General features: G+C 66.3%; 14 protein-coding genes. 7 read left to right on the top strand and 7 right to left on the bottom strand.

Annotated elements, in window-relative coordinates:
• Positions 1-13: 13 nt before the first annotated feature.
• Positions 14-1,276 carry an RsmB/NOP family class I SAM-dependent RNA methyltransferase gene (locus O1Q03_RS21605; RefSeq protein WP_269505996.1) on the bottom strand — a complete coding sequence of 421 codons (1,263 nt, stop codon included), beginning with the start codon at positions 1,274-1,276 and terminating at the stop codon, positions 14-16.
• The gene (gene purN / locus O1Q03_RS21600) at positions 1,273-1,935 is read right to left on the bottom strand and encodes a phosphoribosylglycinamide formyltransferase (RefSeq protein ID WP_269505995.1); all 663 of its coding nucleotides are present in this window, start codon (positions 1,933-1,935) and stop codon (positions 1,273-1,275) included. The genes O1Q03_RS21605 and purN overlap by 4 nt, the downstream gene beginning before the upstream one ends.
• 122 nt (positions 1,936-2,057) lie before the next feature.
• Between purN and O1Q03_RS21595 the strand changes: the two genes are divergently transcribed.
• From O1Q03_RS21595 to dut, 5 genes are all read left to right on the top strand, one after another.
• Positions 2,058-3,050, top strand: a complete 993-nt coding sequence (locus O1Q03_RS21595) for a bifunctional riboflavin kinase/FAD synthetase (protein WP_269505993.1) — start codon at positions 2,058-2,060, stop codon at positions 3,048-3,050.
• A 101-nt stretch (positions 3,051-3,151) separates the two neighbouring features.
• On the top strand, positions 3,152-5,989 hold the full coding sequence (gene ileS, locus O1Q03_RS21590; RefSeq protein ID WP_269505992.1) for an isoleucine--tRNA ligase: 2,838 nt from the start codon (positions 3,152-3,154) through the stop codon (positions 5,987-5,989).
• Positions 5,990-5,991: 2 nt separating this feature from the next.
• A complete protein-coding gene (gene lspA, locus O1Q03_RS21585; RefSeq protein WP_269505990.1) occupies positions 5,992-6,492 on the top strand; it encodes a signal peptidase II in 501 nt (166 codons plus the stop codon).
• Between the two features lie 67 nt (positions 6,493-6,559).
• Entirely contained in the window at positions 6,560-7,771 is a 1,212-nt protein-coding gene (coaBC, locus tag O1Q03_RS21580; RefSeq protein WP_269505989.1) for a bifunctional phosphopantothenoylcysteine decarboxylase/phosphopantothenate--cysteine ligase CoaBC, read from the top strand.
• A 55-nt stretch (positions 7,772-7,826) separates the two neighbouring features.
• Positions 7,827-8,273, top strand: coding sequence for a dUTP diphosphatase (gene dut / locus O1Q03_RS21575; protein WP_175719333.1), 447 nt, complete (start codon positions 7,827-7,829; stop codon positions 8,271-8,273).
• Between the two features lie 67 nt (positions 8,274-8,340).
• On the opposite strand, the gene O1Q03_RS21570 is transcribed toward dut, so the two are convergent.
• The 4 genes from O1Q03_RS21570 to clpS all read right to left on the bottom strand — a co-directional run bounded on the left by O1Q03_RS21570 (position 8,341) and on the right by clpS (position 13,341).
• Complete coding sequence (locus tag O1Q03_RS21570; RefSeq protein ID WP_269505985.1) at positions 8,341-9,111, bottom strand: COG4705 family protein; 771 nt, start codon at positions 9,109-9,111, stop codon at positions 8,341-8,343.
• Positions 9,112-9,246: 135 nt separating this feature from the next.
• Positions 9,247-10,626 (bottom strand): amino acid permease, encoded by a 1,380-nt coding sequence (locus tag O1Q03_RS21565; RefSeq protein ID WP_269505982.1) that lies wholly within the window; start codon positions 10,624-10,626, stop codon positions 9,247-9,249.
• Between the two features lie 103 nt (positions 10,627-10,729).
• Entirely contained in the window at positions 10,730-13,030 is a 2,301-nt protein-coding gene (gene clpA / locus O1Q03_RS21560; protein ID WP_269505981.1) for an ATP-dependent Clp protease ATP-binding subunit ClpA, read from the bottom strand.
• The gene (gene clpS, locus O1Q03_RS21555) at positions 13,027-13,341 is read right to left on the bottom strand and encodes an ATP-dependent Clp protease adapter ClpS (RefSeq protein WP_006398529.1); all 315 of its coding nucleotides are present in this window, start codon (positions 13,339-13,341) and stop codon (positions 13,027-13,029) included. The genes clpA and clpS overlap by 4 nt, the downstream gene beginning before the upstream one ends.
• A gap of 290 nt (positions 13,342-13,631) precedes the next feature.
• Between clpS and O1Q03_RS21550 the strand changes: the two genes are divergently transcribed.
• Positions 13,632-13,832 carry a hypothetical protein gene (locus O1Q03_RS21550; protein ID WP_269505980.1) on the top strand — a complete coding sequence of 67 codons (201 nt, stop codon included), beginning with the start codon at positions 13,632-13,634 and terminating at the stop codon, positions 13,830-13,832.
• A gap of 56 nt (positions 13,833-13,888) precedes the next feature.
• Complete coding sequence (locus O1Q03_RS21545; RefSeq protein WP_004196460.1) at positions 13,889-14,092, top strand: cold-shock protein; 204 nt, start codon at positions 13,889-13,891, stop codon at positions 14,090-14,092.
• A gap of 181 nt (positions 14,093-14,273) precedes the next feature.
• Here the strand turns inward: O1Q03_RS21545 and O1Q03_RS21540 are convergent.
• On the bottom strand, positions 14,274-15,643 hold a 1,370-nt coding region (locus O1Q03_RS21540), incomplete at its 5' end, for a multicopper oxidase family protein (protein ID WP_269505979.1).

The following is a 15,643-nucleotide window of genomic DNA, read 5'->3' as shown; positions in this document are numbered from 1 at the left end:
GTGCATGCGTCCGTTACTGCGGGCGGCGTTCCAGCACCGCGGCGAAGAAGCCGTCGGTGGCGTGGCGGTGCGGCCACAGCGACAGGTAGTCGCCAGTCTCGAGTTCGATGCGCTGGTCGGCCAGCACCTTCTGCGCGGGCACCAGCGCGAACTCCGGATGGTCGGCCAGGAACTGCTCGACGATCGCTTCGTTCTCCGCGTCGAGCACGCTGCAGGTCGCGTAGACGAGGCGGCCGCCCTTCTTCACGAGACGCGCCGCGCTCGCGAGAATCGACGCCTGCTTCGGCGCGAGCTCGTCGATCGACGTGCGCGTCTGGCGCCACTTCAGGTCGGGATTGCGGCGCAGCGTGCCGAGGCCGCTGCACGGCGCGTCGACCAGCACGCGGTCGATCTTGCCGGCAAGCCGCTTGATCTTCGCATCGTGCTCGCTGTCGATCAGCACCGGATTCACGTTCGACAGACCGCTGCGCGCAAGGCGCGGCTTCAGCTTCGTGAGACGCTTCTCCGACACGTCGAACGCATACAGGCGCCCGGTCGAACGCATCATCGCGCCGAGCGCGAGCGTCTTGCCGCCGGCGCCCGCGCAGAAATCGACGACCATCTCGCCGCGACGCGGCGCGACGAGCGAGCACAGCAGCTGGCTGCCTTCGTCCTGCACCTCGATCTGGCCTTCTTCGAACAGCTTCAGGCGCGTGAGCGCCGGCTTGCCGACGACCCGCACGCCGTACGGCGCGAACGGCGTCGCGCCCGCGTCGATGCCGTTCGCGCGCAGCGCGTCGATCACCTGGTCGCGCGTCGCTTTCTGCGCATTGGCGCGCAGGTCGAGCGGCGCCGGGTAGTTCAGCGCGGCGGCGAGCTGCCCGAGCTCCTCGGCGTCGAAGCGGGCCGACAGCGCCTGGTAGATCCAGTCCGGCAGGTTCGTGCGCACGCGCACCGGCAGGCTCGCCGGATCGATCTTCGATACGTGCTCGAGCCATGCGGCCTCGGTATCGGACAGGAACGGCTTCAGCGCATTGCGACCGACCGTCTGCATCAGGCCGAGCAGCGTGAGGCGCCGCGCGGGCGTGCCCGTGCCGCTTTCGGCGAGATGCGAAAACTCCATCTTCCGGCGCAGCACCGCGAATACGGCCTCGGCGATCACGCCGCGCTCGGCGTGGCCGAGCTTCGGGTGCGCGCGGAAGAACCGGCTCGTCGTCGCGTCGGCCGGGCCGGCGAATTTCAGCACCTCGGCCAGCAAGGTCTCGGTCTGGCCAATCAGGAATCCGTGCAGCTTCATACGCCCTCGCTCGTTTTGGTATGCGGTTGATCCGCGAAAATCCAGCGCGCCTCTTCCGGCGCCACCACCGCCCGCCCGTTGTCGAGGCGCAGGCGCCCCTCGACGAACCAGCGCACCGCACGCGGATACAGCACGTGCTCGACCGTCAGCACGCGCTGCGCGAGCGCGGCCGCGTCGTCGCCCGCGCGCACGGGCACCGCGCCCTGCGCGACGATCGCGCCGCTGTCGAGTTCGGGAATGACGAAATGCACGCTCGCGCCGTGCAGCGCGACGCCGGCATCCAGCGCCTGCTGGTGCGTGTGGATGCCCTTGAAGCTCGGCAGCAGCGACGGATGGATGTTCAGCAGCCGGCCCTCATATCGTCTGACGAAATCGGGCGTGAGGATGCGCATGAAGCCGGCAAGCACGACGAGATCGGGTGCGAAACGGTCGATTTCGGCGGCGAGCGCCGCATCGAAGCTGTCGCGGCCGTCGAACGAGCGATGGTCGACCACCGCGGTCGCCACCCCGTGCGACGCGGCAAAAGCCAGGCCGGCCGCATCGGGCCGGTTGGCGATCACGGCGGCAATCTCGGCTGGCCAGCGTTCCTGCGCGCATGCGCGGACGATGGCCTCCATGTTGCTGCCGCGACCGGAAATCAGGATCACGAGTTTTTTCATCCGCGAATTTTACCATTCGCCCTCGCGTTTCCCCCCTTCTCGGCCGCCGGGCCGCCCGAACGTTTATAATCTTCTGCTTTGCGGCATCCCACCGCCCATCCCCCGACGCTGCATCCGCTATCGTGAAAGTCTTCCGCGGCCTGCCCAACGCCGAAAGCCGCGCGCCTTGCGCGCTGACGATCGGCAACTTCGACGGTGTCCATCGCGGCCACCAGGCCCTGCTCGCGCGCGTGCGCGCCGCAGCGGACGCGCGCGGCCTGCCCGTGTGCGTGATGACGTTCGAGCCGCACCCGCGCGAATTCTTCAATCCGGCCGGCGCGCCGCCGCGTATCGCGATGCTGCGCGACAAGCTGGAAGCGCTGCGCGATCACGGCGTCGACCGCGTCGTCGTCGAGCACTTCAACCACACGTTCGCGAGCCAGTCGCCGCAGGCGTTCGTCGAACGCACGCTGGTGAACGGGCTGCACACGCGCTGGATGATGGTCGGCGACGACTTCTGCTACGGCGCGAAGCGCGCGGGCACTTTCGACACGCTGAAGGCAGCCGGCGAGCAGTACGGCTTCGAGGTCGAGCAGATGGGCACGGTCGCCGGCAGCGACGGCACGCGCATCTCGAGCTCCGGCGTGCGTGCGGCGCTCGCGGCGGGCGATCTTCACGCGGCCGCGCAGGCGCTCGGCCACGGCTACCTGATCAGCGGCCACGTCGCGCACGGGCTCAAGCTCGGCCGCGACCTCGGCTTCCCGACGCTGAACCTGCCGATCGCACACAAGCGGCCGGCGCTGGCGGGCATCTTCGTCGTGCAGGTGCACGGCCTCGGCCCCACGCCGCTGCCGGGCGTCGCGAGCCTCGGGCTGCGCCCGACCGTCGACGATTCGGGCCGCGTGCTGCTCGAGGTCCACCTGCTCGACTGGCACGGCGATGCGTACGGCAAGCTGATCCGCGTCGAATTCCTGAAGAAGCTGCGCGACGAGGCGAAGTTCGACGATCTCGAGGCGCTGTCGCGCGCGATCGCGCTGGACGTCGCGAATGCGCGTGCGTACTTCATCGAGCGCGACCGCGCGCCGGGCAGCAGTGCAACCGGCTTCTCGACGTCGGCGACCGACCGAATTAGCTGATCCGGCCGGCGGCACCCCGCACCGCCTTCCTCGCGCCGCCGACGCGCGCGCACCCCGATTCACGACGCACGAGCGTCCCCCGATTTGATAGCGATCCCATCATGAGCAACAAGAAAGCCGATTCGAAACCGCAGGCCAAGTATCCGGTCAACCTGCTCGACACGCCGTTCCCGATGCGCGGCGACCTGCCCAAGCGCGAGCCGCAGTGGGTCAAGGAGTGGGAAGAGCGCGGCATCTACGAGAAGATCCGCGCGGCCAGCAAGGGCCGGCCGAAGTTCATCCTGCACGACGGCCCGCCGTATGCGAACGGCGACATCCACCTCGGCCACGCGGTCAACAAGATCCTGAAGGACATCGTCGTCAAGTCGCGCAACATGGCCGGCTTCGACGCGCCGTACGTGCCGGGCTGGGATTGCCACGGGATGCCGATCGAGATCCAGATCGAGAAGCAGTTCGGCAAGTCGCTGCCGGCGGCCGAAGTGATGAGCAAGGCGCGCGCTTACGCGACCGAGCAGATCGAAAAGCAGAAGGTCGGCTTCAAGCGCCTGGGCGTGCTCGGCGACTGGGCGAATCCGTACAAGACGATGAATTTCGTGAACGAGGCGGAAGAAATCCGCGCGCTCGGCAAGATCATCGAAAAGGGCTACGTGTACCGTGGGCTGAAGCCGGTCAACTGGTGCTTCGACTGCGGCTCGGCGCTCGCGGAAGCGGAAGTCGAGTACAAGGACCGCACCGACCCGACGATCGACGTGATGTTCGCGTTCGCTGAACCGGAAAAGACCGCGCACGCGTTCGGCCTGCCGGCGCTGCCGCGCGCCGAAGGCGGCATCGTGATCTGGACCACCACGCCGTGGACGATCCCCGCCAACCAGGCGCTGAACCTTCATCCGGAAATCGTCTACGCGCTGGTCGACACCGAGCGCGGGCTGCTGATCATCGCGGAAGAGCGCGTCGAAGCGTGCATGGCCGACTTCAAGCTGACCGGCCGCGTCGTCGCGACCGCGCCCGGCGTGAAGCTCGCGAACCTGCGCTTCCACCACCCGCTCGCGGCGGCCCACCCCGGCTACCAGCGCACCGCGCCCGTCTACCTCGGCGACTACGTGACGACCGACACCGGTACCGGCGTCGTGCACTCGTCGCCGGCGTACGGTATCGAGGACTTCCAGTCGTGCAAGGCGCACGGGATGACCGACTCGGACATCATCAACCCGGTGATGGGCGACGGCCGCTACATCGAATCCCTGCCGCTGTTCGGCGGCCTGTCGATCTGGGACGCAAACCCGAAGGTCGTCGACGCGCTGAACGCAGCCGGCTCGCTGCTGCGCAGCGAGCACTACAAGCACAGCTACATGCACTGCTGGCGCCACAAGACGCCGATCATCTACCGCGCGACGTCGCAGTGGTTCGCCGGCATGGACGTGACGCCGCGCGAAGGCGGCAAGACGCTGCGCGAAACCGCGCTGGAAGGCATCGACGCGACCGCGTTCTACCCGTCGTGGGGCAAGCAGCGCCTGTTCAGCATGATCGCGAACCGCCCCGACTGGACGCTGTCGCGCCAGCGCCAGTGGGGCGTGCCGATGGCGTTCTTCGTGCACAAGGAAACCGGCGAGCTGCACCCGCGCACGCTCGAGCTGCTCGAGGAAGTCGCGAAGCGCGTCGAGCAGGCGGGCATCGAGGCGTGGCAGTCGCTCGACCCGCGCGAGCTGATCGGCGACGACGCGAACCTGTACGAGAAGAACCGCGACACGCTCGACGTGTGGTTCGACTCGGGCACGACGCACTGGCACGTGCTGCGCGGCTCGCACAAGGATCAGCTGCAGTTCCCGGCCGACCTGTACCTCGAAGGCTCGGACCAGCATCGCGGCTGGTTCCACTCGTCACTGCTGACCGCATCGATGATCGACGGCCGCGCGCCGTACAAGGGTCTGCTCACGCACGGCTTCACGGTCGACGGCGAAGGCCGCAAGATGAGCAAGTCGCTCGGCAACGGCATCGACCCGCATGAAGTCGCGAACCGCCTCGGCGCGGAAATCATCCGCCTGTGGATCGCGTCGACCGACTATTCGGGCGAGCTCGCGATCTCCGAGGAAATCCTGAAGCGCGTGACCGAAGGCTATCGCCGGATCCGCAACACGCTGCGCTTCCTGCTCGCGAACCTGTCGGACTTCGACTTCGCGCAGCATGCGGTGCCGGCGGAAGAATGGCTCGAGATCGACCGTTACGCGGTCGCGTTCTCCGCCCAATTGCAGACGGAACTGCTCGGCCACTACGAGAAGTACGAATTCCACCCGGTCGTCGCGAAGCTGCAGACGTACTGCTCGGAAGATCTCGGCGGCTTCTACCTCGACGTGCTGAAGGACCGCCTGTACACGAGCGCGCCCGATTCACACGCGCGCCGCTCCGCGCAGACCGCGCTGTACCACCTGACGCACGGCCTGCTGCGCGTGCTCGCGCCGTTCCTGTCGTTCACCGCGGAAGAAGCGTGGAAGGTGTTCCAGCCGGCGAGCGACACCGTGTTCACGGAAACGTACTACGCGTATCCGAAAGTCGCCGGCTCGGCCGCGCTGATCGAGAAGTGGGCGCTGCTGCGCGAAGTACGCGGCAACGTGACGAAGGCGCTCGAGGAAGCACGCACCGCGAACCGCATCGGTTCGTCGCTGCAGGCCGAAGTGGCCGTGCATGCGAGCGGCGCGCGCTACGACGCGCTCACGAGCCTCGGCGACGACCTGAAGTTCGTGCTGATCACGTCGGCGGCAACCGTCGTGAAGGTCGACGACGAAGCGCAGGAAAGCGTCGACGTGGCCGCGTCGAAGTACCAGAAGTGCGAGCGCTGCTGGCACTACCGCGAGGACGTCGGCGCGCACGCCGATCATCCGACGCTGTGCGGCCGCTGCTTCTCGAACCTGTTTGAAAACGGCGAAATCCGGAGCGCTGCTTAAATATGGCGAAGACCTTGTCGAAACCGGCCAGCGGCGCGCTCGCGCCCTGGCTCGGCATTTCGCTGATCGTGATCCTGTTCGATCAGCTGTCGAAGATCGCGATCCTCAAGACGTTCGCGTACGGCGCGCAGCACGCGCTGACGTCGTTCTTCAATCTCGTGCTGGTGTACAACCGCGGCGCCGCGTTCGGCTTCCTGTCGACGGCGAGCGGCTGGCAGCGCTGGGCGTTCACCGCGCTCGGCGTCGGCGCGACGCTCGTGATCTGCTTCCTGCTGAAACGCCACGGCCATCAGCGGCTGTTCAGCGTGTCGCTCGCGCTGATCCTCGGCGGCGCGCTCGGCAACGTGATCGACCGGCTCGTCTACGGCCACGTGATCGACTTTCTCGATTTCCACCTCGGTGGGTGGCACTTCCCGGCGTTCAACCTCGCGGACTCCGCGATCACGGTCGGCGCAGTGCTGCTGATCTACGACGAGTTGCGCCGCGTGCGCGGCACGCGCTGAGCGCGCATACTCCGTGTCGACGGCCGGCTTCTCGCCGGCCGTTCCGTTTGATCCTTGGAGGCCTGAGTTGGCACACGCAGAACTCGCAGGAAAACACCTCGTCCTCGGCCTGACGGGCGGCATCGCCTGCTACAAGATCGCCGAACTCACGCGGCTGCTCGTGAAGGCCGGCGCGACCGTGCAAGTCGCGATGACGGAAGCCGCGGCGCAGTTCATCACGCCCGTCACGATGCAGGCGCTGTCCGGCCGGCCCGTGTACACGAGCCAGTGGGACGCGCGCATCGGCAACAACATGGCGCACATCGACCTGTCGCGCGAAGCCGACGCGATCGTGATCGCGCCCGCGTCGACCGACTTCCTCGCGAAGCTCGCGCACGGGTTCGCCGACGATCTGCTGTCGACGCTGTGCGTCGCGCGCGACTGTCCGTTGCTCGTCGTGCCCGCGATGAACCGTCAGATGTGGCAGAACCCGGCCACGCAACGCAATGCCGCGCAGCTGCGCGCCGACGGCGTGTCGGTGCTCGGCCCCGATTCCGGCGCGCAGGCGTGCGGTGAAGTCGGCGACGGCCGCATGCTCGAGCCCGAAGCGATCTATGAAGCGATCGTCGCGCACTTCGCGCCGAAGGTGCTCGCGCACCGGCGCGTGCTGATCACGGCCGGCCCGACGTTCGAGCCGCTCGATCCGGTGCGCGGCCTCACCAACCGCTCGAGCGGCAAGATGGGCTTCGCACTCGCGCGTGCCGCGCAGCAGGCCGGCGCCGACGTACACCTCGTCGCCGGGCCGGTCGCGCTCGACACGCCGTGGGGCGTTTACCGCCAGGACGTGCAGACCGCACAGCAGATGTACGACGCGGTCATGCATGCCGTCAACGATGCCGACATCTTCATCGCGGTGGCCGCGGTCGCCGACTGGCGCGTCGCTCAGCCCGCCGAGCACAAGATGAAGAAGACGGCCGACCGCAAGATGCCGGCGCTCGCGTTCGTCGAGAACCCCGACATCCTCGCGTCGGTCGCGGCGCTGCCCGATCCGCCGTTCTGCGTCGGTTTCGCGGCCGAAAGCGGCGACCTCGACGTGCACGGCGACGAGAAGCGCAAGCGCAAGAACGTGCCGCTGCTGGTCGGCAACCTCGGCCCGCTGACGTTCGGCCGCGACGACAACGAGGTCGTGCTGTTCGAAGCGGGCGGCCTCACGCGCGTGCCGCGTGCACCGAAGGACGAACTCGCGCACACGCTCGTGGCCGAAATCGCGAAGCGGCTGCCCGACAACCGCCTGATCTGATCCCTTGCGCGGCGGCACGCACCGCCGCGCCCTTCCCGACCGATTCGACGAACGCATGAAACTCGACCTGAAGATTCTCGACGCGCGCATGCGCGACTACCTGCCCGCGTACGCCACCACCGGCAGCGCAGGGCTCGACCTGCGTGCATGCCTCGACGCACCCGTCACGCTGAAGCCGGGCGAGACGACGCTGGTGCCGACCGGCCTCGCGATTCATCTCGCCGACCCCGGCTACGCGGCGCTGATCCTGCCGCGCTCGGGCCTCGGCCACAAGCACGGGATCGTGCTCGGCAACCTCGTCGGCCTGATCGATTCCGACTACCAGGGCCAGTTGATGGTCTCGACGTGGAACCGTGGCCAGACCGAGTTCGTGCTGAACCCGTTCGAACGGCTCGCGCAACTCGTGATCGTGCCGGTCGTGCAGGCGCAGTTCAACATCGTCGACGACTTCGACCAAAGCGATCGCGGCGAAGGCGGCTTCGGCAGCACCGGCCGTCACTGAACGGCACAATGCAGAAAGGGGCCTCGCGGCCCCTTTTTCGATTACAGCCGATGCGGCCCGCTTCCGCTCACCGGTCCGCCGTCTGCGCAATCCGTGCAGGCGCGAGTTCGCGTCGCCGCGCCTGTGCGATGCTCGCGTAGATCACCATCGCAACCAGCACGCCGAGCAGCACCGCCGACGAGCCGACCGTGCCGAGCGCGAGTCCGCCCTTCGCGACCGGTTTCGTCAGCAGATCGCCGACCGTTGCGCCAAACGGACGCGTGAGCACGAACGCGGCCCAGAACAGCAGCACGCCGGAGATCCGCGTGTAGTAGTGCGCGAGCACGATCGCCGCGAGCAGTCCGCCGATCAGCAGCGCGCCGCCGCCGAAGCCGAGGCCCGAGCTGTCCGCGAGGAAATCGCCGAGCGCGGTGCCGAGCGTGTTCGAGAACAGGATCGCGATCCAGTACAGCAGCTCGACCTTGCGCGTGCGGATCAGGTCGACCGACAGCGATTCGCCGCTCAGGCGCCACACCGCGAAGATCGCCAGCAGGATCGCGACGAGGATCGACGAGCCGGCCGCATAGCCGAGGCCGAGCGTACGGTCCATGAAGTCCGACATCGTCGTGCCGGCCGTGCTCGTCGCGACGATCACGGCCCAGTAGATCGCCGGGCGATAGCGCGTCGTCTTGAGCTGTGCGCCCAGCGTCACGAGGAAGAAACCGAACAGCAGGATCGAGCTCACCGCGTAGCCGACGTTCAGCGTCATCGACAGCAGGTCGCCACCGGTTTCGCCGAGCGTCGTCGCGCAGATCTTCATGATCCAGAACGCGAGCGTGATTTCAGGAAGTTTGTTCATTCGAACCCCTTTTTGCAGAAGCGGCGCGCCGGTACGGACCGGCGCGCATTGCAGACAGGCTCGAATGTACTGGCCGCTCGCTTAACGGAACCTTAGCGACTACGAAAAGCGGCGTGGACGGCCACGCCGGCGCGGTCAGCGCGCGTGTTGGTGTCGATAATGCAGCGCATACGCGAGCGTCAGCAGCACGACGAAGACGACGCCGACCACCATCGTCATCCGGAATTCGCGCGTGAAAGCGGTCGTCAGGAGGATTGCCGCGACGAGCCCGGCGCCGAGCAGGCTGCCGAACGGATGCCCCCACATCCGGAATGCGAGCGCCGGGCCGCGATACTGCGCGCGAAAGCGCAGATGCGTGACGAAGATCATCAGCCACGTGAGCAGCGCGCCGAACATCGCGATCGCCATCATCACGGTAAACGCCGTGTCGGGCGACAGCGCGACGAGCACGGCCGCGACCGCGACGCCGCTCGTCGAGATCCACAGCGCCGCACGCGGCACGCCGTTCGCGCCGAGCCGGCCGAACACCGCGGGCGCGAGCCGCGCGCGCGACAGGCTGAACATCATTCGCGTCGTCACGTAGAGCTGGCTGTTCATTGCCGATAGCGCCGCGATCAGCAGCACGAAGTTGATCACGCCTGCCGCATACGGCACGTGCGTCGCGGCCATCACCTTCACGAACGGGCTTTCGTCGGTGCCGGCCTGCGTCCACGGCACGATCGCGAGCATCAGCGCAAGCGTGAGCAGATAGAACAGCACGAGCCGGAACACCGTCGAGCGGAACGCGCGGGTGACCGCGTGCTGCGGATCGCGCGCCTCGCCGGCCGCGATCGCGACGGCCTCGATGCTCATGTAGCTGAAGATCGCGACGATCACCGCGACCCACGTTCCCCTCGGCCCTTTCGGCATGAAGCCGCCGTGCGCGGTGTAGTTCGCGAAACCGATGCCCGACGCCGCCGGCGCCGACCACACGAGATAGGCGCCGAGCACGATGAATACGATGATCGCCGCGATCTTCAGCAGCGAAAACGCATATTCGACCGAACCGTACAGCGTGACGCTCGCGAGGTTCACCGCGACCAGCAGCGCGGAGAAGCCGATCACCCAGTACCAGCCGGGCACGGCCGGAAACCAGTACTTCATGAACACGGCGATCGCGCTGATTTCGGTGCCGATCGCGAACACCACCGCGAACCAGTACGCATAGCGCACGAGAAAGCCGGCGAGCGGGCCGACGTAGTGCTCGGCATACGCGCCGAACGAGCCGGCCGTCGGATGCGCGACCGTCATTTCCGCAAGCGCGCCCATCAGCAGCAGCGCGATCAGCGCGCCGATCGCGTACGAAACCAGCACGCTCGGGCCAGCGAGCCCGATCGCGAAGCCGCTGCCGAGGAACAGCCCCGTGCCGATCGCGCCGCCGATCGCGATCATCGCCATCTGCCCGGACGTCAGCGCATGGCGCAACCCTTGTTCGCGCGCGACGATGTTGTCGAACGACCGTTGTTGTTGTGTCACTGCGTTACCACTCCCCTGCACCACCACGGCGCCGCCGGCGCCAGATAAAACGAAACGGCGCGGAGAACTTCCCGCGCCGTTCGCATGAACCACGAATTATCGTTTACTCGACTTCGACCGTCTCTTCGTTCGGCTTGTGCGGCGGATTCCCGAGCTTGTCGAACGACAACTGCACCTTGTCGTTTTCGTCGACGTCGACCGTCACATGGCCGCCGTTGAGGAGCTTGCCGAACAGCAGCTCGTCGGCCAGTGCACGACGGATCGTGTCCTGAATCAGCCGCTGCATCGGCCGCGCGCCCATCAGCGGGTCGAAGCCGTGCTTCGCGAGATGCTTGCGCAACGCGTCGGTGAAGAGCGCGTCGACCTTCTTCTCGTGCAGCTGTTCCTCGAGCTGGATCAGGAACTTGTCGACCACGCGCATGATGATTTCCTCATCGAGCGAGCGGAAGCTGATGATCGAATCCAGGCGGTTGCGGAACTCCGGCGTGAACAGGCGCTTGATGTCGGCCATCTCGTCGCCCGTCTCGCGGCGCGTCGTGAAGCCGATCGTCGCCTTCTGCATCGACTCGGCGCCCGCGTTCGTCGTCATGATGATGATGACGTTGCGGAAATCCGCCTTGCGGCCGTTGTTGTCGGTCAGCGTGCCGTGGTCCATCACCTGCAGCAGCACGTTGAAGATGTCCGGATGCGCCTTCTCGATCTCGTCGAGCAGCAGCACGCAATGCGGCTTCTTCGTGACGGCTTCGGTCAGCAACCCACCCTGGTCGAACCCGACATAGCCCGGCGGCGCGCCGATCAGCCGGCTCACCGCGTGACGCTCCATGTATTCCGACATGTCGAAGCGGATCAGCTCGATGCCGAGCGTGAACGCGAGCTGGCGCGCCACTTCGGTCTTGCCGACGCCCGTCGGGCCGGAGAACAGGAACGCGCCGATCGGCTTGTCCATCTTGCCGAGGCCCGCGCGCGCCATCTTGATCGACGCGGCCAGCGCATCGATCGCCGGATCCTGGCCGAACACGACGCTCTTCAGGTCGCGATCGAGCGTCTGCAGCTTGCTGCGATCGTCCTGCGACACGCTCTGCGCCGGCACGCGCGCGATCTTCGAGATGATTTCCTCGATCTCGCTCTTGCCGATCGTCTTCTTCTGCTTCGACTTCGGCAGGATCCGCTGCGCGGCGCCCGCTTCGTCGATCACGTCGATTGCCTTGTCCGGCAGATGACGGTCGGTGATGAAGCGTGCCGACAACTCGGCCGCGGCCGACAGTGCACCCGACGAATACTTGACGCCGTGGTGCTCCTCGAAGCGCGACTTCAGCCCGCGCAGGATCGCAACCGTCTGCTCGACGGTCGGCTCCGTCACGTCGACCTTCTGGAAACGCCGCGACAGCGCCGCGTCCTTCTCGAAGATGCCGCGATATTCGGTGAACGTGGTCGCGCCGATGCACTTGAGCGTGCCCGACGACAGCGCCGGCTTCAGCAGGTTCGATGCGTCGAGCGTGCCGCCCGATGCGGCGCCCGCGCCGATCAGCGTATGGATCTCATCGATGAACAGGATCGCGTGCGGACGCTCCTTCAGCTCCTTCAGCACCGTCTTCAGACGCTGCTCGAAGTCGCCGCGGTACTTGGTGCCCGCCAGCAGCGCGCCCATGTCGAGCGAATAGACCTGCGCGTTCGCGAGGATGTCCGGCACTTCGCCGCGCGTGATGCGATAGGCGAGCCCTTCCGCGATCGCGGTCTTGCCGACGCCGGCTTCGCCCACGAGCAGCGGATTGTTCTTGCGGCGACGGCACAGCACCTGCACCACGCGCTCGACCTCCGGCTCGCGCCCGATCAGCGGATCGATGCGGCCGTCCTTCGCCATCTGGTTCAGGTTCTGCGTGAACTGCGCGAGCGGCGTTTCCTTCTGCGCATTCGCGTCTTCGCTTTCCGCGCTCGCGTCGCTCGACTTCGCGGCTTCGCCGCCGTTCGTCTTCGCGATGCCGTGCGAAATGAAGTTCACCACGTCGAGGCGCGTCACGCCCTGCTGCTGCAGGTAGTAGACGGCATGCGAATCCTTCTCGCCGAAGATCGCCACCAGCACGTTTGCGCCGGTCACTTCCTTCTTGCCGTTCGACGTCGACTGGACGTGCATGATCGCGCGCTGGATCACGCGCTGGAAACCGAGCGTCGGCTGGGTATCGACATCGTCGGTACCCGGAACGGTCGGTGTGTTGTCGTGGATGAAATTGCGCAGGTTCTGACGCAAGTCCTCGATGTTGGCCGCACACGCGCGCAACACCTCGGCTGCCGTCGGATTATCCAGCAGAGCCAGCAGCAGATGCTCGACCGTAATGAACTCATGGCGCGCCTGACGTGCTTCCATGAACGCCATGTGCAGGCTGACTTCCAATTCCTGGGCAATCATGCTTCCTCCATCACGCACTGCAGCGGATGCCCGGCCTGCCGCGCATGGGTAACGACTTGCTCAACCTTGGTCGACGCGATGTCCCGCGTATAGACCCCACATACCCCTCGCCCCTCGCGATGGACCTTCAGCATGATCTGCGTGGCCGTCTCGCGATCCTTCTTGAAATACTCCTGTACGACCATCACGACGAACTCCATCGGCGTGAAGTCGTCGTTCAGCAGCACCACCTTGTACATCGAAGGCGGCTTGAGCTTCTGCTGCTTGCGTTCCAGGACGGTGCTGTCCTGCTTGTCCGGGATAATCGCCATACACCCATTCTAAACAACTCGGACAGGCCCGCAATCCTGCCATTACCCGACCGACCGGTCGGCGCCCTCCCTGGTTCCCGACGACACGCCATCGTCTTCGTGCCATACGAAAGCCGGCTGCGGTGCCGGCTTTCACGCATGGCGCAGAACACGAACCGTCAGGGGGAGACCGCACCGGACCGTCGCATCCGCGTCCAGTATCCCACAAGCCGGGACGACTCGATCGCGTGTCACTCGAGCCTGGTATATGAACCGATTATGCGACTTTTCAAGTCCGCGCGCTTGGCGGCATGCTGCAAAGCAAAGCCGGAAAAACCCTGAAAATGGGTTCTTTACAACGGCCCTCCAACCGTCTAAAAATTCCTCTTGACACCCAAATAAAGAGCGCCAACAATCAAGCTGGCACTTTTTTCAATTCGCCGGTTAGTGAACTGAAAGAGGCCGAAGGTGAGCTTGTGAGGGGGGAACGGCTGCATTTTCCGGTCGTTTAGCTTTTCGAGCGTGCTCGTGGTAAGTAGCAGCGACTGTGTGACAGGGGAAGTAGGAAATGGCAACTGGTATCGTTAAATGGTTCAACGACGCGAAGGGCTTCGGTTTCATCACTCCCGACGAGGGCGGTGAGGATCTGTTTGCGCACTTCTCGGCCATCAACATGCAGGGCTTCAAGACCCTGAAGGAAGGCCAGAAGGTGAGCTTCGAGGTCGTTCAAGGCCCGAAGGGCAAGCAAGCGTCGAACATCCAGGCCGCATAAAGGCACCGGATATCGGACGAAGAAACCCGGCATTGCGCCGGGTTTCTTTTTTTTCAGGCCGGCCATTCGTTAATTCGATTGGCCGGCCTTTTCGTTCAATCCCGATAATTGAACGCATATTGTCTTGTTGCACGCGCAGATCGAATGTTTGCCATTCGCGTGAAACAAATTCGATGTCGCGTTACACGACTTTCAGCGTGCCCATCATGCCGAGATCCTCGTGTTCGAGAATGTGGCAGTGAAACATGCGCTCGCCGGGCATGTCTTGCGACACGAGTATCGTCACGGTTTCGCCGCTGCGCACGTTCACGGTATCGCGCCACGCGCGGAACGGTTCGCGCGTGCGCGCCCCATCCGACGCACGCTCGATCACCTGGAATTGCGTGCCATGCAAATGGAACGGGTGGTCCATGTCGGTCGCGTTGCGGATGTCCCAGCGCTCGATGTCGCCGCGGCGGCTCGTCAGCGTCGCGCGATGCGGCGCGTAGGTCGCGCCGTTGATCATGAAGCGCATGCCCGCCGGACGGCCGTGCGCCGGGCCGCTCATCATCGCGTCCATGTCCATCTCTTCGCCGAACTCGACCGCCTTGCGCGCGACCGGCTCGCCCAGTGCCGGCACCGCCCGCAGCGTCGCGGGCAACGCACGGGCGGGCGCCGGCGCGAACGCGACGTCGGCGAGCGCCAGCGCCGGAGCGGGCGGCAGGCTGCCGTGGCCGTCGTCGTGCGACATCGCCATCTTGCGGCGGTCGTATTCGGCCGCCTGCAACACCGCGCGCGACGCACGATCACCGGCACGCACCAGCAGCTCCGCACGCTCGCCGGGCGCGAGCAGCAGCGACGTGACGTGGCGCGGCGCGTCGAACAGCCCGCCGTCGGTGCCCGCATGCTCGAACGTGCGGCCATCGTCGAATGCGACGCGCAGATAACGCGCGCTGCAGGCGTTCCACACGCGCCAGCGCTCGTCGCCCGCCACGTCGATCCGCGGCCGGCGCGCGCCGTTGAGCAGCACGAACTGGCCTTCGCGGCCGTTCATCCAGTCCATCATGTCGTTCGGCGCAATCGTGCCGTCACGGGCGAGCTTCAGGTCGGACACGAACAGGTTGCGCTCCGGCCAGCCGGCGAGCGGATCGTCGGCGGCGCGCACGACGAACGGGCCGGCCAGCCCGCGGAACACCTGCTCGGCGGTCATCATGTGCGGATGCGGGTGATACCAGTAAGTGCCGGCGCTGCCCTTCGGCAGTGTGAAGCGGTACACGCGCGATGCGCCCGGCGCCACCGGATCGGACGGATTGCCGTCCTGGTCGGGCGGCACGGGCAGCCCGTGCCAGTGGATGGTCGACGGCTGCGGCAGCTTGTTCACGAAACGGATTTCGACGGTGTCGCCCTCGCGCACGTCGATCAGCGGGCCAACGACCGGCCCTTGCGTGCCCGTGCCGAATTGCCAGAACGTCGTGGGCCGCGCGCCGCGCAGCATCGGGCGCGCGACCGGCTGCGCGACCAGCGTCGCGCGGAACGTGCCGGGTTCGCGGCTTTCGTTCGCGAGCGTGCGCA

Origin of the sequence: Burkholderia sp. IMCC1007 (genome assembly GCF_027257875.1) — a bacterium.
Taxonomy (GTDB): Bacteria; Pseudomonadota; Gammaproteobacteria; order Burkholderiales; family Burkholderiaceae; genus Burkholderia.
The sequence above is the reverse complement of the archived record's forward strand: the minus strand, read 5'-3'. Positions and strand labels throughout refer to the sequence as shown.